We start from the raw sequence: 24,265 nt of genomic DNA on the forward strand, positions 1-24,265 counted from the left end.
CTAGTAGTAGCTATATAAGGTATAAAAAGATATATAAACTTTTTAATAATAAGTTATAGTTAAATTTTTTTATGAAAAAGATCTAACTATAATAGATAGATGTAGAGAATAAGAAAGAGAACTAGTTGATTTAGATAAAATTAATTAATAAATTATTGGGAATAATGGTGTGCCCGGCAAGAATCGAACTTGCGGCCTACAGCTTAGGAGGCTGTCGCTCTATCCTACTGAGCTACGAGCACATGTTTGATAGTAGATTTAGGTATACTTCACTATATCTGTCAAGTTTATTTGTTTAATTATCTTGAAGTTAGTTACTACAGTTTATTTTATAACACATTAGTTTTATTATAACTATTTTCTTTTGTTGGTTGATGAAGTATTTCCCTTTGCTAATCCTATATTGCAATGATTTTTATAGATATGTAGGAAAACTTTTTGCCTAGCTTTGTGTTTACGATGTTGTGTTTTATATTTTTCTATTTTTTTTATAAGTAATTCTGAGAGACCAATCGATATTATACATGCTACTATTCGTCCTGTTGTGATAACAAGCCTTTTACATTTAGACCAATAGTCATCCCAAGGGTCAAATATTTTTTTTGTTTGCCTATGGTTATCATTAGTTAATAATTGTTGTTTACCCTTGTAGTAATTTTCATAGCTTTCTCCTTATGAAAGCACTACGAGGACTACCTATGAGCAAGATCATGTAATAAACGAAAGGAATCTTCTAATGTAGAACGATCACTAATATTTTGTTTTAGAAATGATTCTATAGGACCATGCATTGTTATAGCTTTATCTATTTCTTCATTAGAGCCTTGAATATATGCTCCAATATTAATCATATCTTCAGCTTTACGAAATGTTGCCATATATCTCCCCACAATACGCCCATCTTGAACCTGTTCTGGAGTGCAAATATCAGATCGTAAACGGCTAATAGAGCGTAATACATCAATAGCTGGGAAATGATCTTGATCTGCCAGGTCACGTGTAAGAACAATATGTCCATCAAGTATAGAGCGAACAGCATCAGCAATAGGTTCATTAAAATCATCTCCATCTACAAGAACAGTATATATTCCTGTGATTGTACCAGTATTACTACGACCTGTTCTTTCAAGAAGTTTAGGTAGTTGTGCAAAAACTGTGGGTGTATATCCTTTTGTAGTAGGAGGTTCACCAACAGCAAGTCCAATTTCACGCGCTGCCATAGCAAATCGGGTTACTGAATCCATCATAAGCAGAACATCTTTCCCTTGATCTCGAAAATATTCTGCTACTGCTGTTGCAGCATAAGCGGCACGCATACGTACAAGAGGAGATTGATCAGATGTAGCTATAATAAGAACAGATCGTGTCATTCCTTCTGGACCAAGCTCTTTTTCCATAAACTCAACAACTTCTCGACCACGTTCTCCTATCAACCCTATTACATTAACATCTGCAGAAGTGTACCGAGCCATCATTCCCATAAGAGTTGACTTTCCAACACCAGATCCTGCCATAATACCTACTCGTTGTCCTTTACCAAGGGTAATCATGGAGTTAATAGCACGTACCCCTACATCAAGAGGATCTTTAATACGTGGTCGTTCAAGTGGTGATGGAGGATTTGAATAAAGAGGGATTAATTTTTCTGGTATAATTGGATTTCCGCCACTAAGAGGTTCTCCAAAAGCATTGAATGCATGTCCAAGAATCTCTTTACCTACGGGGAACACAGGAGGTAAACTAGTATTTCTAATAAGACTTCCAGGTTGGATACCTCTCATTTCTCCATAAGGCATAAATAACAGATTCCCTTCACGGAAACCTACCACTTCTGCAGCAATAGCCTCTCCATGTTCATCATTCCCAGAGAGCATATGACATACAGCACCTAGAGGCGACTTTAACCCTGTTCCTTCAGCAACCAACCCAACTACTTTATTTACTTTACCATAAACACGTAATGGATTGCTTTCTTTTAGCAGTTTTTGGCATTCTTTTGGTGTAAGTCCCATAACCGTACTATACCTTTATTTTATTTATTCACTGGGGGTAAAATTTGTTAAGGTTACTTGAGATGGAGTATTATCCATATTTAATTCATGATTACTACCTTGCTCTACCATAGCAGAAGAGAATTCTTCCATTTGCAAATTTTTTGGTAGTTCAGAAAATATATCCCGTTCTATATTGTCATTTATATCAGTATGATGAGATGTTAGTATGGAGTTGTTATCAGTAGATATATCAGAAGTAAAAGAATCAGTGAGTGATGTTGAAAGAGAAGGATTAGTTATAGTAGATTCATCAGTGGAAGATAGACCAGAAGAAAGTTCTTTATTAATTTCATATTGTGGAATATCAGGAGGCAATTCTATTCCTTCAAGTTCAGGAAATGTGAATTCTACCTCTTCTGATGGTGGGTTTATTAAGTCTATTTCAGCTGGAGAGATAGGTTTTTTATCATTGGGAGATAATGTTTCCTTACTGGAAGGAGTTTTTTCAGAAGAGTCATTTTGTACAGGAGTATGTTGCAGTATTGCTGCCTCTTTTGATAATGCTGTAATTCCTGTTATATCTGCAATATCTGCTATAGATTGAGCTGCAACAATGTCAATTTCACTTTCAGGTATAATTAATTGTTGGAGTATGGCTCTAACTTCTTCTTTTCGAAGTTGGCTGTTACTATCTACCATCCCTGAACGACTTTCTACAATTACATCATTTTCGCCCATTGTTACATCTATTTTTATTTCCCAGTTTTTTAATTCTGGAAATTGATTTTTGATGTTAGTAATGAGGTCGATAATAGTATTTTTATTATTTGGATTAACACGGATAGTAACACGTTGTCGTTCTTCAAGCTGTTGAACAGCCTTGTTAAGAACGCTATCTAGTATCGCCGTGTGTTCTTTGGATAATATCCAATCAGTTGCAACTTCTGTAGCTGTATGTAATAGTTTTACTAAATCTGAACGCCAGTTATCAAAAATGACAGTGTATTGTCTTTCAATAGTCTTCAGTATAGAAGCAGCAGTCATGTGGATAGATTTTATTTGTTCTTTTATCTCTTCTTGAGCTTGCTCAATGCCTAATCGGTATCCTTCTTCATGAGCTAATTCTCTAATATGATCAGCTTCTTCACGAATACGTTCAGCTTCTTTCAATGCTTGTTGAGCTTGCTTATGAAGCTTATCGCTTTCTTTCTTGGTTTTTTCTGCCCATTGTTTAGCTGTTTTTCTAATTGTTTCTGCATTGGCACGTGCTTTATCAAGCATTGCTTGTACATGTATTGTTGCACGCTCTCTCACACGTGTCATGTATTCTGAAACAGTCCGACGGTTCCATACTTCTTGTTCATGTGTACCTATGACTTGTTTTAATGAAGATTCTTTATCAGGAGAAGGTCCCATAAAAACTGTCCCAGTATTCAGTTTATTTTTGGGATGGTTTTTTTCATCTGTAGAGAACTTTTTATTATTCATAAGTTTTGTTACCTGATACTACATTGATAGTATCTTATATATACTATTATAAAAAGACATCTCCACTACCATGGTTAATAGTAACTTTGCCTTCTCCTTCAAGTCGTCGTACAATTTTAACAATATTTTGTTGGGCTTGCTCAACATCAGATAGCTTTGTTGGTCCCATGAACTCAAGTTCTTCACGTACCATATTTGCTCCACGTTCAGACATATTTCTGAAAATGTATTCTTTAAGCTCATCTGAAGCTCCACGTAAGGCCAATGTTAGTTCTTCATTAGAAGTTTCTTTAAGAACTTCTCTAATTGATCGATCGTCAAGTCCTTTTATATCTTCAAATACAAACATGAGATTACGAATATCTTCAGCCATCTGTGCAGAATCCTCTTCAATCTCAGCAAGAACTTCTTCTTCTGTAGCACGGTCAACTGCGTTAAGGATTTCAGCTACAGATTGAACACCACCAACTTTTTTCCCTTCTTTACTACCCATTGCAATGAGTTGGCTTTGTAAAACCCTATCGACTTCTACTAACATATCTTCTGGAACTGATTCTAGTTTAGCAAGTCTAATAAGTACTTCAGCTCGAACTCCAGCAGGAAGCATAATAAGTAAGCTTGCTGCTTGTTCTGGGCTAAGGTGTCCAAGGATTAGCGCAAGAGTTTGAGGATGTTCATTACGTAACATTTGGGAAAGAAGTTTTGGGCTTACTTTTTCAAGTTCTTTAAAAGGAGCAGGTCCGGACTCAACGTTAAGTGAATCCATAATATATTTAGCTGTTTCACCATCAAGGTTTTTCATAAGCATACGTTTTAGACTATCTTGACCACCAATAATGAGATCTTTTCCTGTAACTAAATCTTGGTGAAATGTACGTAATACATCTTCTACAGTATCTTTAGAAACTGTATCTAAGTCTATAACAGCTTTAGATATAGCAGCAATTTCTCTGCGTTCCATACGTTTGAACACTTCAGCAGTGAATTTATCACCCAACACAAGTAATAAAACTGCTGCTTTTTGTGTTCCAGTTAATTCCATATAGTTGACTCCTTGACATAGGTATATGGTATTTATTTAACTAGGATATATGGTTTTTATGTGGATAGATGGCATACTATCTTTTATAAATGCAATCTGCATGCCTATAAAGTTTTTGCTAGGAGTTAAAATTATAGATTAGGAGAACAACAACTTAATTTATACTATATCTAATGTATCAATATGGATAAAAAATAGTATAGGTACTAAAAATGTTAATTAAGATTCATTCATCCATCTACGAAGAATACGAATTGTAGAATCCATTTGACTTTCAGCAAGATTAAGAACATGCTTTTTAAGCTCTTCTACACGCTTTCTTTTTTTTGAACGAGATTCTTGCATACTATGTTTTTCACTAGGCTGAACATCAGGTGCTATGTTTTGGTTAAGAGAACCAACTGTATTAAGAGGAGATTGCTGTTTTTGTATCATCTTTCATCCATCCTCGAAGAACTAAAATAGATTGTTCTATATTATTTTCTGCAAGTTGTAATGTATAATTTTTTATATCTTCTAAGTGCTTAAGAGATTCAAATTCTTCTTCTTCCTCAGAGGCTATTCGTACAGCCTCCATTGCGGCTGCTTTAGCAGCTTCTTCTTGTGTTTCATATAATGCTAATTGTTCTTCTGCAGAAGGTAACCCTTCAAGGCCTTCTACAATGGCTTCTGATTCTACTTTTGGACGTATAAGAGCAAGGATAACAGGTCGTACAACTAACATGAGAAATAGAAATGCTAATAGGGCATTCAAAAGTGGTTTCCCAAGTCGTTCAGCATACTTAGCAATGACTTCTGCTGCAGGTGGTTCTATAGGTAAGTCTGCTTCATCAAAAGGAATAGAACTTACTTCTATTGTATCTCCTCTTGCACGATCAAAGCCTATAGCATGTGAGACAAGAAGACGTATACGATTAAGTTCTTCTTGGGAACGTGGTACAAATTTATATTCACCATTTGGTTCTTTAACATAAGTCCCATCTACAACAACAGCAACAGTCATTCGATTTATTTGTCCAACTTCTCCAACAATATTTTGTTCTTCACGGTTAATTTCGTAATTTGTGGTACGGGTTTCTCTTGTTCCTTCTTGTGTACTCATAGCTCCATTTGGACCATCTCCTCGAAAGTTTACGTCGGGTGAGCCAGATTCAAGATTTGATTGTCCTCGGTTTGTTTCTTCACTTCTTTGTTCAGAACGTATAACAGAACTATTAGGATCATAAATTTCACGACGGATAGTTTTTTGGTTAAAATCTAAGTCTACATTGACTTTAGCAATAACTTTTCCCTGCCCCATAAGTGGGATAAGTAGTTCATCAATACGACGTTCAAGCCCTTGTTCTACTTTTAATTTATATTCACGTTGGGTGACACTAAGCCCTGCTAAATTATCTTCATTTGGGAAATAAAGAGGTTTCCCAAGACTATCTGTTATAGAGACATGCTCTTTATCTAATCCTTCTACAGCCATAACAAGCATATTAACCATCCCTTGAACTTCTTTTTGGTCCATTTTTCGAGATGGGTTTTTAAGTTTTAATACAACAGAAGCTGATGGTTTTTGTTGTTCTTCAATGAACAGGCTGCGTTGAGGGATAACAAGATGTACTCGTGCACTTTCTACATTTGGGAATTCACTAATGGTGCGAGAAAGTTCGCCTTGTAATGCTCGTTGGTAGTTGATTCTTTGTACAAAATCTGTTTGTCCAACATTAACAGCATCAAAAATTTCGAATCCAATACCAGAGCCTACCATCCCACCTTCGCCAGCAATTTTTATTCGTAAGTCATATACACTGGAAGCAGGAACAAGGATTGTTTTTCCATTATCTGCTAATTGGTAACTTACTTTGTCTGCTTGTAATGTTTTGATAATATGATTTGCATCTTCAGGACCAAGGTTAGAATATAATACTTTATAATCAGTACGATTAATCCAAAACATGAGTCCTATAAATATGAGGGTAACAAATACTGCTGAGCCACCAATAAAAAGTTTTTGTGTGAGGTTACTATTATTCCAAAATTCAGTAATTCGGGCGATAATTTGACTAATAAAGTTTTGCATGCATCATTTCCTAGTGGAATTATGTCAAAAATATATCTAACACTAATTAACAGATATCTAATTCTAGATATCTAATTTTTCTTTTATAGAGATAAGTGTCAGAAAAATTACACTAGAATTGTAATCTACTAAGTTCCTTATATGCTTCTAGTACCTTATTCCGAACAGCCGATGTCATGTTTATAGCTAACCCAGCTTTTTGTAATGTAATCATAAGTTCATGAACGTTTTGTGTCTCCCCAGAAGCAAATGATTGAATCATTTGACTTTTTGTTGTTTGCATTTCGTTAACATTTGAAAGAGAATCTTTAAAAGTATCAGCAAAACTTTTTTCAACAGGTTTACTTTGGGGTATAGCTGCAGACTTTTCTTTAAAAGTATCTTGTACCTTTTTAAAGTCACTCATTACATTTGTGTAAGCTTTAAGCCCTGTTGACTGGATACTCATAGTTTTCCCCATAATATATATATATATTAGTTAGATTACATTAAAATATTCAATTATTCTTTATCCTCTACCTATATCAAGTGCCCTCATATACATATTTTTGACGGTATCTATAGTTGTTGAATTTGCTTCATAATTACGACTAGCTGTCATCAGATTTGCCATTTCTTCAACAACATTAATATCAGGGTAAGAGACCATTCCATTTTCGTCAGCATCAGGATGGCCTGGTTCATATATTTGTTTAGGTGGTCTATTATCTGGTAATACATTTAAAATACGTACACCTTTTAGTTCACGATCAAGAGCAGATTGCATTTGTTTACTGAATGGTTCATCTACATCTGTTGCTGCACGGATGACCGTTTTACGTCTATAAGGACCACCTTCTGGTGTACGTGTTGTTTTAGCATTTGCAAGGTTCATTGCAGTAACGTTAATGGTCGTTCTGTCAGCGCTTAGTGCTGAGGCACCAATATCAAAAGCTGTCATGAAGTCCATAATTATACCTTTGATCCTTCCATAATAATATTTTTTACCCCATCAAGGTTACCTTTAATCACTTGTGTTAATGCATTATATTGTAAAGAGTTTTTGGCCATATTTGCCATTTCTTTATCAAGATTTACTCTATCTTCACCATGGACTACGGTTGGTTTTATTGCTTTATCCCACTCAGCATTGAATCCTTCAGGATTAAATACAGCTGGCAAATGATTTTCTTCAGTACGTGACATACGGCCACGCATGTCTAGACCCAAAGCTTTTTGGAGTTGATCTTCAAATTCTATTGTTCTGGGTCTATATCGTGGCGTATTAACGTTAGCAATGTTACTCATGATAACATTCTGACGTTGTAGCTGCATGTCCATAACCTTAGCAACAAGGTTTACATGTGGTTCATACAAGCTTTTCATGCATACGCCTCCTTACTTTCAAAGCTCAATGCTGGGTGATAAAAGTAATAAGCAAAACATATGCCATAGGTGAGTTATCTAAGCTTCTGATATAGGAGGATTATTATATATTGTTATTTGTCAAAAAATGAACGTCATAACTAGTCCTTTTAGTTTAGTTACCTAACTTAGGTTTATATGTTATTTTTATCTTTTTAAAGTTAACATATTTTAATAGTTATCTTTTTACTAGTTATTTGTTCACCTTTAACTATGTATAGTTGAATAATTTTTTGTAATGATAATAAGCTAAGTCAGAGACATGCAGGATTGTAATGATAATGGTAACTCAAGATCATATTTTTTGAGTAGTTGTTCGTTAGATAGAAGTTCTGCTGATGGTCCATCAGCTTTAATTTCTCCTTTACTAAGAATTAACACTCGATTTGCAAAATGAAGGGCCATATCAAGATCATGAGTTGCAATTAAGATTGCAGTATCAATTTGTTGTAATAAATGGATAAAATTTTTCCTTGATTTAGGATCTAGTGCTGCAGTAGGTTCATCAAGCAGAAGTAATTGAGGATGGCTAATAAGTAATACAGCTAACGCAACACGTTGTTTTTCTCCTAATGATAGTCGTTGTGGGGGGAAGTCTAATAAATGAAAACAGTCATATTGTTTAGCTATTGCTTCAATAAGCATTTCTTTATTTTTTTGGTAGATAGAAGATTGGGTTAGTGCAAAAAGAAATTCTTCTCGTACAGAAGGAAAAAGCAGTTGTACATCAGGGTGCTGAAAAAGGAGGCTTGTATATTTTCCTGCCTTTTTAGGACTCCCTGTAATATCATTATTCATAATTTGAACGGTTCCTGCTAGAGGTTTTAGGCAGCCAGCAATAGTTAGAAGTAATGTAGATTTACCAGAACCATTAGCTCCAATTAATGCTACTTTTTCATTGTTATCTAATGAAAATGAAATATAGTTTAGTGTGTTATAACTAGTAGGTAATATAAAAGAATTATGTAAGTTATATTTAAAGAGAATATTTTCTACTTTAAGCAACATTACTCCCCTCAAGTATTAAAATAATATGTTACAGTGACTGTCATAAGCAGTATAAGAATACAGACTGAAATATCTTTATATGTTGTTTTTGGATAAGAGTTAGAATTATACATAATTGGGGAATTTTTTTGCAATAGTACCATTCGGATATTATTTGCACGGTCTATATTATGCACTAAAAGTGTTCCTACAAGGTAAGCATATGCTTTTAGTTTTGGAATACCTTTTAGTTTTGGTGCCCGTAGTGAAAGACTTTGTAAAGCAGAGATAATATCTTTATGTAATAAGCAAATATGTTGATAGAATAAAATAAAAAGAACAATAAGTTTATTGGAAATTTTTAGTGACTGTAGCGTTTTACCAAACTCATGTGGGTTATTGGTTACAAAGCTTATCAAAAAAAGTGCAGTAGCATTTGTTTTTAGTGTGAGAATAAAAGCTAGTTTAATACCAACTAAAGAAATAGAGAAATGTGGGAATATTGTGATAGGGGTAGGATCATATATCGTTAAGGGGAAAGTAATCCATACAATGATTATAAAAATATTGATAGGTAAAAGTATTGATAATACTTTTTTAATACTTTTACTCCATAGAGCAATAATTACAGCCATGGAAAAAAGTATTCCTATGCTAATTAATGAATGGTTAAGAATAGTTCCTATTATAAGAATGATTGCACAAAATAAGCCAGCTCTTGGAGTTAAGATATCTAAAAGTGGATGATTTGGTTTACCATATAAATCAAACTTCATTACAATAATTATTGGTAGTACAATTAGTAGAAGACAAGAGCTCTGGTGCAACTTTCTGTAAAAATACAATAGCTAGTATAGTAATAATTCCTTCTAATATAGCAAGTGGGACATTTGCTGTAAGTAAAGTTAATGCAACATATTTAAATTGTTGATTACTTAAAATAAGTGCAAGGTACAATAAGCATGTTGCTAGAAAAATAGCTCCAAAGCCTGCTATAAAAGAAAAAAGTTTTATTTTATTAGGAGATTGGCAGTGTAGTTTTTGTCTAAATATTAGTGCAATAAGAAGAGCAGGTAGCCCCATAACAATACAATTTACACCTAATGCAACAATCCCTCCAAACTGGAATAATATTGCTTGTAACATTAGTGAAATACAAATAGCTGGGAAAGTCCCCCAACCTAAAATAAGACCAAGAAGACCTAGTAAAGCAAAATGTGCTGAGGTAGGTCCAATAGGTACTCTTATTAGAGAGGTAAGGAAAAATATACTTGAAAATACAGCCATAGTTGGTAAGCATGAATAAGTAATACGGCGTAATGATATTACTAGTAATATAATAGTACAGGTCCAACCACCTGCTAGTACAGGTACGGATAATACTCCCTCACTTATGTGCATGACAGGATTTCCTATATTTAAAGATAATAAATAATCCGATAAATATGTTAAATAAGAGACTTACGCCTAAAAGAGCTCTTAACCATAAAGGCATTGCCATAATAGGACATACTTGTGTTGTGGAATTTAAGGATGACACTGTAGTAGATGTTTGGGTAAGGATATCATCTTCTGTAAGTGTGATTGGTAACTCTGCACGATGACCAACATTATCACTCATGATAATAGTCCAAGTCCCTTGAGTATTGGGTATAAAAGCAAATCGACCAAATTTATCTGTTCTAGCGTTTTGATATTCAATATTTTTATTTTCAGGGCTGTAGACTTCTATTTTTGCATAAGGAACAGGTTCACCTGTAGAATATAGAAACTCAACACCAATAGGCTGTTGTGTTGTAATAATTTGTCCTGAAACGCCATGTGCTAATGCTTCATGGACAAAAGAACATAGTAGTAGGAATATAATAAGAAAAAAATATTTCATAGTTGATATACAGCCTTAGAAGTAATTAAGTTAGTTAACTAGTGTAACAAGATTTAATTCAATATCATTAAGTAATACATTTTTAAAAAAAATGATACGCTAATGTCAATCTCTTTATTTTATCTAGTCCAGTATCTTATTTATATTTCATTAGTTAGAAAGAAGTATAAAATAATTATGAGGAGGAACTATGTTAATTGGGTAACTAATTTTTTGAAATAGTTTTGTATAATATTGGATATTGGTGGGAAAAAATAGAATGCAAGTATGAAATAAAAAATACTAAATGTTATTGTATTAATAGCAATTGTGAGAAGATATAAAATGAAGGGTGAAAAAGATGTTAAAAAAGAAGAAGTTAAAGTTGTAATTATCCAAGCTGATAATCCTGATGGAATGACTATAAAGCAAGATCTCATGAGAATTGTTTTTAGCCCAGTAAATGCTGTAATACCAAAAGTTTTGTACCATTTATAACTAATGAGGAACGTATATGTAATAATAGATATGGCGGTAAGAGAAGCTATCCCTATACTACCCCATGATTTAACAGCAATAGAGAAAAATGGTATAAAAATTACTGTAGAAAAAGTTCCTATTAATGCTGGGGTTAAAGTATTTTGTCGAGCATAAAAGGCTCTTCCAATTACTTGTTGGACTACCCAAAATGGTACTGAGAAGAGCATAATTTGTAGTAATGGTGCAGTAAGCACTGTTTGTATATGACTGAATCGACCCCCTTCAAAAATAATTCCTAATGTTGGTAGGGCAATACCAATCATCCATCCGGTTATAGGTAGTGCAATTATTAAACTACCTTTTAGAGCTTTATTAAGTGTTTCATTGAATTTTGTATTATTATTTTTAGCAGCTAGTGTAGCTAAAAAGGGGAATGAGGCTACACTAATAGATTGAGCTACGACTCCTACTGGGACAAGCATAATGCGTCGTGCATAGTTTAAGAGGCTAACAGCACCTTCTCCTGCAAGAGAACCAAATATACGTATTAATTGTTCGTCAAGTATAATAATGGATTGTCCAAGCATAAGAGGTAGTGCTAGCCAAAGAAAATGTTTCATGAGTGGATGTCGTAGCGAAAAGTAGAAGTGGATACCATTTATTAATCCTACTCCAAATGGTAGGAGGAAAGCACCTAATGCAGCTCCTATAAGGACCCCCCAACAAAATCCTTCCATTCCATTAGAAGAAGAAATTAGTCCACCTAAAATAATACAGCTGTTATAAATAATTGGCATAAGCGCTGGAACAAGAAATTGTTTTCGAATATAAAGTAAAGCAGAGATACATGCTCCAGAAATAAAAAATATTTGACCAGGAAGTATAATGCGTAGGAAGAATCCAAGACGTTCCTGATTAGAGGCTGTAAATCCTGGTGCAGTTATTTTAGCAAGGTCATAAGCAAAAAACCATGCTATGAATGTTGTAACACTGATAGCTATTGTTGCCCAATAAAAGACTGTGGAAAAGAATTTCCAACCATTTTGCTCGTCTTCTTGGAATGACTTGGAAAGAAGAGGAATTAATGTGATGGAAATATACCCACCAGCAAGGAGGTAATTAATAAAGTCTGGGATAACAAATGCTGCAAAATAAATATCTGCTTCAGACGTAGCTCCAAACTCCCATGATATTACTTTATCGCGAATAAGCCCCATGACCCTAGAAAGTATAACACTTCCTGCCATAATAAGAGCTGCCATTCCCATTTTATAAGATGTTGTTAGCCACATGTGGATAGTCTCTTTTATCCTTTTTTATTTGGTTATGCTAAAAATAGTATAGTAGGTTCAGAGTGATAAAAAGATTGCTATAAATTTAATGTAACTTATCAAGATCCCACTCAAAGGTAAGTTCACCTTCTTCTGCTGTTGTTCTTAATGGTATATCGTATTGTAATAATGCATTATGAACTTTAGTAGAAGGAAAGTCATTAGTGTTTAAAGTTCCTGTACTGGCAACAGCAACAGTAGGATGGATTTTTTTATATAATTCAGGAAGAAAACTTGATTTAGAGCCATGGTGAGGCAATACAAGGACTTCTGATTGAACTTCAAGGTTTGTTTTGAGTAGTTCTTTGAGGTCGTTATGTTCTGCATCTCCAGGAAGAAAAGCAAGACCATGGTTTTTAGCAACTAAACGCAAGATAAGTCCTGTGTTTCCTTTTGGAATTACACCTTTTGGTGGTGATAAGACTTCTAAGTAGATATCGTTACTTAATGGAATTTGTTCTCCACGAATAAGAGCTTTTCTTGGTATACGTTTATTTTTAAGTATTGTATCAAGTTGTAGCAAAAGAGGTGAGGCATTCCCTTTGGGAGAATCAATTGCTGGTAAGATAGCAGAGTAGACCTGATCAACATTAAATACATTTGCAAGAAAAAGAAAGCCCTTAATATGATCTCTATGAGGATGGCTTATAGCAAAAAAGTCTAAATGGAGAGAATGAGTTGTAGATAATATAGGTGCCAAAATATCTCTTCCTGTATCTAAGCGATTAGAATAAAATCCACCAGCATCAATGAGTGCTCTTTTATTTTTCCCCCACTCTATAAGAATAGCTTGTCCTTGTCCTACATCCATAATACGTAATCTAATTTTATTAGAATTATCTTTTGATAAGATAAAAAAGAGTGGGGTAACAACTAGTATCATACCAGCAATTAATATACGTTTTGCTGGTGTAGTAAAACCTGTTCTACCTAGCTTTATCCCAATGCTTAACAAGATAAGATAACAACCAAGGAGCATAGTCCAAGATGGTCTAGGTAGCCAAATAGGACTTATTATTTCTGTATTTTTTAAGCTAAGTAATAAACGGATAAGAATTTCACAAGGTATTTGTGCTAGATTAATACATAATATCCCAATAGATGTACATTGAAGAGAACAAAAAAGTAGACTAACAAAGGCAAGGGGTAAGACAAATATCCCCAATATAGGTAGCCAAATAATGTTTAATGGAAACCAAATAGGAATATAGCCAAAGACATATAGGCATAGAGGAAGGGTGCATATCTGTACAATAAGTGTTGTACCTATAGTAAAAATAATAATTTTTATACTTGTTGTTATAGTTGAATAAAGTATCTCTGAGGTTATAGTTGTAGATATCCTTTTGTGGATTGCTTTCCAACATTTTTGTAACAATGGGTTAAAAAATGAAATACTTAATACGGCTAAAAAAGAAAGCTGAATCCCTATATGGTATATCCCTTGAGGATCAAATAAGATAAGGCAGATTAGAGCTATAATTGCAATATCTAAAAAGCATATTGGTTTATTTTGTATAAGATAAATAGACCATATAAATAACATAATTGTTGCACGAAGTAATGAAGGTGGTGCACCTCCAATCCATAGATATAGAAGTGCAAAGGGCAAACTAAATAATGGGATAGCCTTGTATCGTGGTAACGAAAGGAAAAAACAAGGTAAAATTTTTATAAGAATTATGATAATAGTTATAGATGCTATACTTATTACAGCTAGGTGTTGTCCAGATAAAGCTAAGCTATGTGCCAGTCCTGTGTAGCATGTAACTGCATTAAGTGTATGTGAAAGAAAAAATCGATCTCCAAATAATAAGGCTGGGATAAAACTTTTTTCTGGTGGTATATGAAGAGTTGTAGACTTTTGTGTAGTAATAGATTGTTGATTGATATTGCTTGTTTGCTGAATACATTGGATAAACTGATGATAAAGTTTCCCACGTAACCATGAACTAAAATAAGGTGTCCCAGAAATAATAGGATGGACTGCTGCATCTTTTGACCATGCTTGGAAATAAACGTTTTGTCTATACCAGTAGTTAGCTATATTATAACCACCTTTATTACGGAAGCCTTTTATCGGTCGAACTATAACTCCTATAGTAACTTTTTGGCCTGGAAGGATCATATCTCTATTTATTGTGGGGTTTTCCCAGGTCCAAAGAAGTTGACTTGGTAAGCTTACAATTTTTGAAATATTATTTATTTCATTTTGTTGAGAAAATGAAGCAGGATAAACATTTTTTAAAATAAATTGTAAGCGATTACCTGGAATGCCTTGAACTTTTTCTATTGTCCCTGTGATCTGAATAGGCTTATGCTTTTCTAAACATCGAGCTAACCAGATTGGCGTATATTGTGGTTCTTTTGGTTTGGATAGTATCCCAATAATTGAACCAACCGTAATACATATAATAAAAAGGCTGAACGTGTTCCATTTCCAATATCGGCTATCAATCCAAAGAAATATGAGAGATGCAACAAAAGCATATAATGGGAATTCAATAGCAATGATCCCAATGAGAGATACTAAAACAAGTGATTGCCAAAAAAGAAGTGGCTGTATTACCGGATAATAATAACTATTTGTTTTAGTTGGCCTTAAAAATATATTTCTTACTAATAAAGATGGTAAGATAGTTGAGCATGGATAAAAGTATAAAACACAATTGTCTCATATAAAAAATATAGAAGATAATTTTAATGTATATTAATAGAGCAGTGAAGTTTTTTGTATAAAAATAAAAAAGGTTTAAAGTAAACTAGGTTATATTAGATACATATTAATACTTATTTATAACTTAATATAAATAAGTTACTTTTTAAAAGTGTTATATTGTTTAAGCTAACTTAGCTATAAATTTTATATAACTTAATGAATAGAATGATTATCTACTAAGAATAGTTAGAGTAATATTCTTTGGTTTCAGATAGAGACAGTAGCATATTAATAAATTCATATTAAAAAATGAAAGATTCTTCACAGAGAAATAGTTTAAAAATACATTCTATGAGGCATAAAATTTTATCTTGTTATCTAATATAATATAGTGTTATTTAGGTAAGGAGTTATAATTTGAAACTAGTGATACATTTATATTGTTAGAGAATACTTTTAAATTTATATAGTTATGATAAATAGTTGGGTTGTACATTAGTCATATGTAAGTCAACAACTTCTATTTTATCTTCTTGTATGGATGTATTTAAGAATAAACTTCCTATCCTAGCAAATCGAACTTTATCGTCAGTTGTAAGAAAAATAGTAGAACCAATTAGGTTTGTGTTTGGATTTACCATATTATGTTGAATGATACATGCTTGAACAAGTTTTGCTGTTGCTACTGTGGAGTCTACAATAGTTATGTCATTTCCAATAATTTTTTGTATAGTTTCTGATAATAGAGGATAGTGTGTGCACCCTAAGACAAGACAGTCGGGTTGGTCTTTAATTGAGCGATTAAAAAATAAAGAGGAAAGATAGTGTATAATGATTGATTCAACAATAGGGCCACTAAACCAACCCTCTTCCACAATAGGAACAAATAATGGACATGCTTTACTCTCTACAAGAATCTCTGGTCGATATCGAAGGATAGTTTCTTCATAACATTTCCCTTGAATAGTAGACTCTGTCGCAATAACAGCTACATGTCCTTTTAGTGAAGTTTTACAAGCAATTTGGGCGCTTGGCTCAATAACACCGATTATTGGAATAAATGGAAAAGTTTCTTGAAGTAAAGGTAAAGCTGCTGCTGTAGCTGTATTACATGCAATAATTAAGAGTTTTATTTGTCGTTCTATAAGAGTAGAGGCTGATTGTATGGCATAATGCAATACTGTTTTTGGACTTTTTGTTCCATAGGGTAAACGTGCTGTATCACCTAAATAAAGATAGTTCTCGTTTGGCATAAGATTCTGTAAAGCCTGTAGTACTGTTAGCCCTCCTACACCAGAATCAAATAAACCAATAGGAGAAGATTTATTCATTATTTCCCCCAGTAAATTATATCTATGATTATAGAGATAGATGTAATATATAGAATTTCAAATGTATCTTCAATAATTATCCTGCATTATGGAGAATAACATATAGGTATATCTATAAAGCTATATAGCAATAAAATAAAATAGAGGATTATCCACTGTAATAGTGCAGCTCTTATTATAGATAAAAGTTTTTTATTATAGTAATAATATAAATTAATTTGACTATACTCATAAGACGTAATTACTTGCAAGTAAAGGTTATTCACTTAGTTATATAAGGTAACTTAGATTAATTGTACATTTTTTTTTAATAACTTAATTTCGTCATTTTTAAGAGGTCGTACTTCACCTGGTTGAAGATTAGATAGATTAATATTTCCTTGTTTAACTCTAATAAGTTTAAGAATAGTAAGGCCTAACTCTTTACACATACGACGAATTTGACGATTAATTCCTTGCTGTAAGGTTATTTCAAGCCATGTTGTATTAGTTTCAGTTATGCTAGATAGAACACGAACTTTAGCGGGTGGAAGCTTTGTTCCATCAGAAAGCGTTATCCCTTTGGATATATTTTTTAATGTTGTATTTAAAATACGTTCACGAATAAGAACATGGTAAACTTTAGATATATGATAACGAGGATGTGTTAACCGTTGTGTGAGTTCACCATCATTTGTTATAAGTAAGAGGCCCTCAGAAAAAAAGTCTAGTCTACCAACAGGATAAAGGCGATAGTTTTTCCATGGGAATGGAATAAAGTCTAAGACAGTAAGACGATTTTGAGGATCTTTGACTGAAGAAATAACTTTAATGGGTTTATACATTGATAGATAGTAATATTTTTTATTTTTTAGTTGAATATCTACTCGACGTCCATGGAGTGCTATAATATCTTTATCTGGATGAATGTATATTCCTGGTTGTGTGACAGATTTCCCATTAATAGTTACCTCTCCATTTAGGATATATTTATCAACATTACGGCGTGAGCAGACTCCAGCATTAGCTAATGCTTTATTTATACGGATGCTAGTTGTGGTAGAAGATTGTGTATGGTTTCTTAGAAGTTGTGGTATCTGTTTTTGTTTTGTTTGCATATACTAATAGTTGTGTAAGGGTTCTCTTTTATAAGAGATGTTGTCGTGGTCTTCTTTTATTATAATACATAACTAGTTATTAGTCATAAAAAGAAATGAGTCTATATTTAGGACTTAGAGTTATTTTTATTATAGTTTTATTAATTTCTTAGATGTGTCAAGGAAGAATGAATGATAAAAAAATTATTCCCTTTTTTTTTCTTAAAGAATCAAAATCAAGAAAAACAAACTATTATAAGGGTTCTTCAATATTTTTATCCATATAAGTGGGCTGTTATAACAGCTTTTATTGCTTCAGGTATTGTTTCTTTGTCAACAGCAGGTATTGCTTGGCTTATCAAACCAGCTCTTGATGATATTTTTATTCGTAAGGATGTTGAGGCTATTGTATATATCCCTATTATTTTTATTATTTTGACTCTTCTAAAGGGTATTGGTCGGTATGTGCAAAACTGGTGTATGAGCTATAGCTCTTTTGGGGTTCTTGAAAAACTACGTCAGGAATTATTTCATAAGATTATAAGGTTACCTTTATCTTTTTATGAAACATCACAGACTGGTTCTCTTATGTCCTATGTTATTAACGATGTAGGAATGATTCGTCAGAGTTTACCAGCAATTATCCAAGCTGTAAGACAGTTTTTAACAATAGGTGGACTACTATATGTTGTTTTTACACAAAATTTTAGTTTAGCTTGTTGGGCATTAATTGTTTTACCTATTGCAGCTTTCCCCTTTGTTATGTTTAGTGTAGCATTAAGACGATATGGTCGTCGAAGTGCTGAAATTATAGCAAAGACTTCTAGTTTACTCCAGGAATTATTAAGTGGCATTAGAACTATCAAAGCTTTTGCTACTGAAAAAGAAGAGATAGAGCGTTTTGATATAGAAAATAGCTATATTTCTAAACTTAGTTTACGCCAATCAACCATTTCTGAGTTATCCTCTCCGGTTATGGAACTTATTGGTTCTATTGGTGTAGCTATAGCTATTTGGTATGGTGGAACTGAAGTTCTTGAAGATAAAATGACACCAGGAACTTTTTTTTCTTTTGTAGCTGCATTAATTATGCTTTATGAGCCAGTAAAGGCGCTAAGCAATGCCAATATGTCTTTACAAAATGCTTTAGCAGGAGCAGAGCGTATTTTTAGTATACTAGATGATTCAAAGCTGCATATAGAAACTGGAGGGAGTGTATTATGTGGAAAAGAGTTTTATGAATTAACGTTTGACCATGTAACATTACGTTATGACAGTGTTAGTGAACCTGCATTAAATGACGTAAGTCTTACTGTAAGGACTGGAGAAAAAATTGCTCTAGTTGGTCCTTCAGGAGCAGGTAAAAGTACTTTTGTAAGTTTGATACCAAGATTTTATAATCCACAGGCTGGTTCTATTTTTTTTAACGGAAGATTGTTAACAGAATATGATCTTGTCTCATTACGTCAAGCTATGGCTATAGTTTCACAAGAACCATTTTTATTTAATATGAGTATAAGAGATAACATTGCTTATGGTCAACCTTTGGAAGTTAGAGATAATATTATAAAAATTCAGGCTGCAGCAGTAGCAGCATTTGCTGATGAATTTATTGATTTACTACCTGATGGTTACAATACTAAGGTTGGTGAAAGGGGTGTGAAACTTTCAGGAGGTCAAAAACAACGTATTACGATTGCAAGAGCATTGCTTAAGGATCCTTCTTTGTTGATTCTTGATGAAGCTACAAGTTCTCTTGATTCAGAGTCTGAAAGGATGGTCCAAGGTGCATTGGAAAATCTTATGAGAAATAGAACAAGTTTAATTATAGCACATCGGCTTTCTACTATTTTAGAATCTGACCGTATTATTGTATTTGAAGATGGAAAAATTGTATCTTCTGGAAAACATAAAGAGTTGTTAGGAAGTTGTGAGTTATATACTCGTTTATATATGATGCAATTTAGAACTGGTGAGTTTCAGGATGCGCCTATCGAAAAAGGTTGTTAAACCACTATGTAAAATATTAGAGTGGCCTCTTTATGGATTATATTGTCTATGGTGTGGGACACTTCAATATAATGCGATTAATAGGCAAAGCGTTGACTCTAGAACAGATGCTGGACTTCCGGTTATATTATGTTTATGGCATGATGAGTTATTTCCTCTCATTTATTTTAGGGGGAAATTAAAAATCATTACTGTTGTGAGTAAAAGTAAGGATGGAGATATACTAGCTAATGTTATTCAACGGATAGGGTTAGAAACAGCTCGTGGTTCTAGTTCTCGAGGTGGCTCAGAAGCATTGCGTAATGTAATTAAACGGATGAAGGATGGGTTTTGTGCTTGTATCACTGTAGATGGCCCTAAAGGACCACGGCATAAAGTTAAAAAAGGTGTAATTTTTTTGGCACAACAGACAAATGCACCTATAGTACCTATTCGAATATTTATGGAAAAGTCTAAAAAGATAAGTAGTTGGGATAGATTTCAGCTACCTATACCTTTTAGCAAAATTCACGTTATATGTGGGGATGCATATTATGTATCTCCTTCCTTAACAACTCAAGAAGAACTTACTGATCAATGTAGGTTATTAGAAGAACGTCTTAATAACCTGAGGTTATAATGCATGGGGGATATTTCTACACTTACTTCTTTAACATATAAATATTTCCCTCTGCTATTTCATAAATTAGGTTTGTCTAAGTTACGTCTTATTGCTAGTATACTAAGTACATTATCATGGTGGTGCCTACCTTTTAGGAGAGGGTTAGCTTTAAGAGCAATAGAAAAACACTTAGATGTTTCTTTACCAACAGCAAAGCGGTTAGCAAAAGAGAGTTTTACTGAAAATTTTTTATCATTTCTTGAGAGTATGCTAATTCCTTCTTTTGGTTTTGAATGTTCTTCATTAATAATGGCTCAAGGAGATCTTTTAAAAAAAATACAAATGTTGCAAAGACCTATTGTGGCAACTACAGCACATTTGGGAGCCTGGGAGCTTTTAGCAGGTCTCCTTGGGGACTTTTCAACAGTAACCCCTAGTGCTGTTGTTGTAAGAAATTATAAAAATACATTTATACATGAGATAACAACAAAACTGCGTTCAAGTCGTGGAGCTATAGTTTTAGGACATCGTCAAGCTACACGTTCTATTTTACGTATACTGCATAAAAATGGTACAGTAGCTTTCTTAGTTGATCATAATACCAGTCAAAAGGAAGCAATTTTTTTACCTTTCTTAGGAGAGCTAGCAGCTATAAACATAGGTCCAGCATTACTTGCTATAAGGTCAAAAGCCCTTGTCCTCCCTTTGTTTCTTGTAAGAGAAAATAATAAGTATATTTTTTGGGTTGATGATCCTTTAGATACCTGTCTTCTTAAAGGGAATAATACTGAAAAAGTAGAAACAGTAGCCAGTTTTTATACAGAAGCTGTGGAAAAAGCCATTCTTCGTACTCCTAATCAATGGTTTTGGATGCATAATCGTTGGAAAACACGTCCATCTATCTAGTGTTATATATTTTGGAAAAATTAAACAGTTAAGTCTATCACTTTAGTGGTATGCTTAACAACTAATATTATATTTCTAACAACTAACAGAAAACTTAATTAGATATAGTTATAAGTTACAACTCTTCACTGGTTAGTATTAATATATAATTAGTTAGAGTAGTTAAAAGTGAATAACTAATTAAAATAATTAGATGTATAACATTAAAGTTAATAACAAGCTAATAGAACAGTAGAGTCTAATAACTAACTGTTAATAAAAGATATAGGGATATTTATAGTTGTAGAGTAACATTTTTAGATCTCTCAAGGCTTTTTGCTATATTTTATAAAGCTACTTTTTTAAGTTTATAGGTAGCTTTTTTATTTTAATTTTAGAAAGTTATAATAATTAAGAACAAATTAGTTACAGAGTTACTAACAAAATAAGAACATATTTTGTGCTCAATAAGCTTAAAAAACTTAATAAATTAAAGTAATTAAATATATTATGTACAATGCTAGATAAATATTATTCTAATTTTTCGTAGTTAAGAACAATTTAGGAACAATAATTATTCTTTTTTAAGAAAAAATAGTATATCTATTCTAGTTAAGAACAATTTTAGTAACAATAGAAGTAATGATATGAAAGATTGATGAGATACTATATGCAACTCATCTATTGTTTTGTTGGATGACTAATATGGTTCTAAAAAAGGACAAAAAGTGAACTATAATAATTAGAATAAATAAGATATTTTTTAACTAGTTATGGTTTTAGTTATATAACTTTGTTGATAAAGAAATTAAGTATATTATTAGTTTCTCAAGCTAGAGAGGGGTGCTGGTATACATCCTCCATGTTTAATAAAGGTTGTTGCATTACCTTTAGGGACAGGAGTAATAGTAGCCTCGCCAAGTAATCCACCAAAAAAAGCTTTTTCACCAACTTTTTTCCCTGGGACAGGAATTATACGAACAGCTGTTGTTTTTTTATTGATTACTCCAATAGCCATTTCATCAGCAATAATTCCTGAAATAGTTGATGCAGGTGTATCTCCAGGGATGGCAATCATATCAAGTCCTACAGAACAGACACTTGTCATAGCTTCCAGTTTTTCTAGGGATAATATATTTGATTGGACTGCAGCAGCAATGCTAGCATCTTCTGAAACAGGAATAAAGGCAGAAGATAATCCTCCAAGTTGTGAAGAGGCAAAAGCACCACCTTTTTTTATAGCATCATTTAACATAGCAAGAGCAGCTGTGGATCCTGGAGCACCAATAGAGGATAATCCCATACTTTGAAAGATTTCTCCAACTGAATCTCCAATAGAAGGAGTTGGTGCTAATGATAGATCTACAATACCAAAAGGGATTTTTAATCTGGAAGCAACCTCTTTCCCAACGATTTCTCCAACTCGAGTTATTTTATATGCTGTTTGTTTAATAATATCATATAATTCAGTAAAAGTACATGTATCACAAGTAGACAAAGCTCTATCAATAGCTTTTTTTATTACTCCAGGCCCAGAAACACCAACATTAATAACAACATCAGGTTCTCCTATTCCTAAGTATGCACCAGCCATAAAAGGTATATCTTGAGGAATGTTTGAAAAAACAACAAGTTTTGCACAACCAATACCATTAGCTGTACTTGTAGCTGATGCAACATCAAGAATTTTTTGTCCCATAAGAGCAACTGCATCCATATTGATGCCTGCAAGAGAGGAAGCAACATTTATAGAAGAACATACTCGATTAGTTACTGCAAGTGCTTCAGGTAGTGATTCAATAAGGTTTTTCTCTCCAGGAGTCATTCCTTTTTCTATAAGAGCACTATAACCTCCAATAAAATCAACACCTACACTTTCTGCTGTTTCATCAATGAGTTGACAGGTTTTGATAAATTGCTCTGTAGAAAAAGATGCCCCAAGTACTCCAATAGGACTAACACTAATACGTTTATTTATAATGGGAATACCAAAATGTTCTTCTACCTGTTTACAAATAGGTACAAGTTCAGTTGCATAACGAATAATTTTAGAGCTAACTCGATAAGCAAAAATATCAAAATCATGACTAGCACAGTCGAAAAGGTTTATACCAATTGTTATAGTACGAATATCAAGGTTTTCATTTTGTATCATATTCAGGGTACTAATAATTTCATGTCCTGTTATCATAATATCTCCAGTTAAGCTAATTTTCTTATTGCTATTTAATTAATATAGATAATAAAGAATAGAACATTTTAGTTTTATTTTTTTGTCTATGATATAATGGTACTATAAATAGTGAAAGTTTTTCTCTTAGAAAAGAATTATAGTATTGGTATACGATGCATAGCTTCAAAAATTTGAGAATGTTGGATAGTTATATTACTACTATGTGGTTGTAATTGAAGTTTGAGGTCATTATATAAAGCGTCTTTATTTATTAAAGATGATAATGTAATTTCACAACTAACAAAAGAAGTTTGAGACCTATCATCTGTATCAACAACAAGTTTTTCAATATTAATCTTATATTGTGTTATTACTTTTGATAATATGGTAATAAGATTGATAGAGTCTTTACCCTTAACAGTCACTATAAATTTCGAATTATTTGTACTAAGATGTAAAGGTATAGGATCATGAAATGGATGAATTGTTATGTGAAGGTCCATATTTTTTTGTAAAAAGGTGTTAGATAATTGTTGATGAATAATATGATTATCTAATCTGTCAGGCTTTATTATAATAAAAATAGCTGCAAATTGATTTTTAATAACTGTTTGACTGACGGTATCAAACATACAGTTAAGTTTTAACAATGTATCAGAGACGGTATAAATAACTCCAGGAGAGTCCATTCCAATAATAGAAATAACACTTTTATTCATAGGTTCCTTAACTCATAATAATTTTTTATTTTATTATATCATATTCTCTTTTTTCTTTAGGTACAATTAAAGACATTTCCAGTTTTCTCATGAGAAAAGTAAAAAGTTAGTATTTGATTCTATAGTAAAGTGTACAAGAATATCATAAGA

The 24,265-nt window shown here is 32.8% G+C and carries 22 protein-coding genes and 1 tRNA gene; 4 read left to right on the forward strand and 19 right to left on the reverse strand.

Going from position 1 to position 24,265, the window contains the following annotated elements; translation table 11 throughout:
* Nucleotides 1-165: 165 nt before the first annotated feature.
* The 15 genes from LI_RS04655 to LI_RS04725 form a co-directional block, all read right to left on the reverse strand.
* Nucleotides 166-242 (reverse strand) — tRNA-Arg (locus LI_RS04655).
* Nucleotides 243-692: 450 nt separating this feature from the next.
* A complete protein-coding gene (locus LI_RS04660; protein WP_011526937.1) occupies nt 693-2,012 on the reverse strand; it encodes a FliI/YscN family ATPase in 1,320 nt (439 codons plus the stop codon).
* A gap of 24 nt (nt 2,013-2,036) precedes the next feature.
* The gene (locus tag LI_RS04665; RefSeq protein WP_011526938.1) at nt 2,037-3,482 is read right to left on the reverse strand and encodes a FliH/SctL family protein; all 1,446 of its coding nucleotides are present in this window, start codon (nt 3,480-3,482) and stop codon (nt 2,037-2,039) included.
* A 46-nt stretch (nt 3,483-3,528) separates the two neighbouring features.
* Entirely contained in the window at nt 3,529-4,524 is a 996-nt protein-coding gene (fliG, locus tag LI_RS04670; RefSeq protein WP_011526939.1) for a flagellar motor switch protein FliG, read from the reverse strand.
* 219 nt (nt 4,525-4,743) lie between these two features.
* The gene (locus LI_RS04675) at nt 4,744-4,959 is read right to left on the reverse strand and encodes a hypothetical protein (protein WP_041817050.1); all 216 of its coding nucleotides are present in this window, start codon (nt 4,957-4,959) and stop codon (nt 4,744-4,746) included.
* On the reverse strand, nt 4,931-6,595 hold the full coding sequence (gene fliF / locus LI_RS04680) for a flagellar basal-body MS-ring/collar protein FliF (RefSeq protein WP_011526940.1): 1,665 nt from the start codon (nt 6,593-6,595) through the stop codon (nt 4,931-4,933). The genes LI_RS04675 and fliF overlap by 29 nt, the downstream gene beginning before the upstream one ends.
* Nucleotides 6,596-6,707: 112 nt before the next feature.
* Entirely contained in the window at nt 6,708-7,043 is a 336-nt protein-coding gene (gene fliE, locus LI_RS04685) for a flagellar hook-basal body complex protein FliE (protein WP_015353791.1), read from the reverse strand.
* A gap of 60 nt (nt 7,044-7,103) precedes the next feature.
* A complete protein-coding gene (gene flgC, locus LI_RS04690) occupies nt 7,104-7,544 on the reverse strand; it encodes a flagellar basal body rod protein FlgC (protein WP_011526942.1) in 441 nt (146 codons plus the stop codon).
* Between the two features lie 2 nt (nt 7,545-7,546).
* Nucleotides 7,547-7,960 (reverse strand): flagellar basal body rod protein FlgB, encoded by a 414-nt coding sequence (gene flgB / locus LI_RS04695; protein WP_011526943.1) that lies wholly within the window; start codon nt 7,958-7,960, stop codon nt 7,547-7,549.
* 288 nt (nt 7,961-8,248) lie between these two features.
* Nucleotides 8,249-9,007, reverse strand: a complete 759-nt coding sequence (locus tag LI_RS04700; RefSeq protein WP_011526944.1) for an energy-coupling factor ABC transporter ATP-binding protein — start codon at nt 9,005-9,007, stop codon at nt 8,249-8,251.
* Nucleotides 9,008-9,015: 8 nt separating this feature from the next.
* Nucleotides 9,016-9,762, reverse strand: a complete 747-nt coding sequence (locus tag LI_RS04705) for an energy-coupling factor transporter transmembrane component T family protein (protein WP_011526945.1) — start codon at nt 9,760-9,762, stop codon at nt 9,016-9,018.
* The gene (cbiM, locus tag LI_RS04710) at nt 9,752-10,387 is read right to left on the reverse strand and encodes a cobalt transporter CbiM (protein WP_011526946.1); all 636 of its coding nucleotides are present in this window, start codon (nt 10,385-10,387) and stop codon (nt 9,752-9,754) included. Before cbiM ends, LI_RS04705 begins: the two co-directional genes overlap by 11 nt.
* A complete protein-coding gene (locus LI_RS04715) occupies nt 10,374-10,871 on the reverse strand; it encodes a hypothetical protein (protein ID WP_011526947.1) in 498 nt (165 codons plus the stop codon). The genes cbiM and LI_RS04715 overlap by 14 nt, the downstream gene beginning before the upstream one ends.
* Before the next feature lie 188 nt (nt 10,872-11,059).
* Complete coding sequence (gene murJ / locus LI_RS04720) at nt 11,060-12,622, reverse strand: murein biosynthesis integral membrane protein MurJ (protein ID WP_011526948.1); 1,563 nt, start codon at nt 12,620-12,622, stop codon at nt 11,060-11,062.
* Nucleotides 12,623-12,707: 85 nt separating this feature from the next.
* The gene (locus LI_RS04725) at nt 12,708-15,131 is read right to left on the reverse strand and encodes a DNA internalization-related competence protein ComEC/Rec2 (protein WP_113613206.1); all 2,424 of its coding nucleotides are present in this window, start codon (nt 15,129-15,131) and stop codon (nt 12,708-12,710) included.
* On the opposite strand from LI_RS04725, the gene LI_RS07530 reads away from it, so the two are divergent.
* Nucleotides 15,091-15,237 carry a hypothetical protein gene (locus LI_RS07530; protein WP_155800200.1) on the forward strand — a complete coding sequence of 49 codons (147 nt, stop codon included), beginning with the start codon at nt 15,091-15,093 and terminating at the stop codon, nt 15,235-15,237. The genes LI_RS04725 and LI_RS07530 overlap by 41 nt on opposite strands.
* 553 nt (nt 15,238-15,790) lie before the next feature.
* Here LI_RS07530 and murI read toward each other — a convergent pair.
* Complete coding sequence (murI, locus tag LI_RS04730) at nt 15,791-16,651, reverse strand: glutamate racemase (RefSeq protein WP_011526950.1); 861 nt, start codon at nt 16,649-16,651, stop codon at nt 15,791-15,793.
* A gap of 284 nt (nt 16,652-16,935) precedes the next feature.
* On the reverse strand, nt 16,936-17,748 hold the full coding sequence (locus tag LI_RS04735) for a pseudouridine synthase (RefSeq protein ID WP_011526951.1): 813 nt from the start codon (nt 17,746-17,748) through the stop codon (nt 16,936-16,938).
* A gap of 171 nt (nt 17,749-17,919) precedes the next feature.
* Between LI_RS04735 and LI_RS04740 the strand changes: the two genes are divergently transcribed.
* The 3 genes from LI_RS04740 to LI_RS04750 are packed head-to-tail and all read left to right on the forward strand — an operon-like array spanning nt 17,920 to nt 21,244.
* Nucleotides 17,920-19,737 carry an ABC transporter ATP-binding protein gene (locus LI_RS04740; protein WP_011526952.1) on the forward strand — a complete coding sequence of 606 codons (1,818 nt, stop codon included), beginning with the start codon at nt 17,920-17,922 and terminating at the stop codon, nt 19,735-19,737.
* A complete protein-coding gene (locus LI_RS04745) occupies nt 19,712-20,356 on the forward strand; it encodes a lysophospholipid acyltransferase family protein (protein WP_011526953.1) in 645 nt (214 codons plus the stop codon). Before LI_RS04740 ends, LI_RS04745 begins: the two co-directional genes overlap by 26 nt.
* 3 nt (nt 20,357-20,359) lie before the next feature.
* The gene (locus LI_RS04750; RefSeq protein WP_011526954.1) at nt 20,360-21,244 is read left to right on the forward strand and encodes a lysophospholipid acyltransferase family protein; all 885 of its coding nucleotides are present in this window, start codon (nt 20,360-20,362) and stop codon (nt 21,242-21,244) included.
* 799 nt (nt 21,245-22,043) lie between these two features.
* On the opposite strand, the gene LI_RS04755 is transcribed toward LI_RS04750, so the two are convergent.
* Both LI_RS04755 and LI_RS04760 read right to left on the reverse strand, forming a co-directional pair.
* Nucleotides 22,044-23,414, reverse strand: coding sequence for a PFL family protein (locus LI_RS04755; protein ID WP_011526955.1), 1,371 nt, complete (start codon nt 23,412-23,414; stop codon nt 22,044-22,046).
* A 137-nt stretch (nt 23,415-23,551) separates the two neighbouring features.
* The gene (locus tag LI_RS04760; RefSeq protein ID WP_011526956.1) at nt 23,552-24,115 is read right to left on the reverse strand and encodes an ACT domain-containing protein; all 564 of its coding nucleotides are present in this window, start codon (nt 24,113-24,115) and stop codon (nt 23,552-23,554) included.
* Nucleotides 24,116-24,265: the final 150 nt, after the last annotated feature.

The sequence above is a fragment of the Lawsonia intracellularis PHE/MN1-00 genome, assembly GCF_000055945.1.
Classification (GTDB): Bacteria; Desulfobacterota; Desulfovibrionia; order Desulfovibrionales; family Desulfovibrionaceae; genus Bilophila; species Bilophila intracellularis.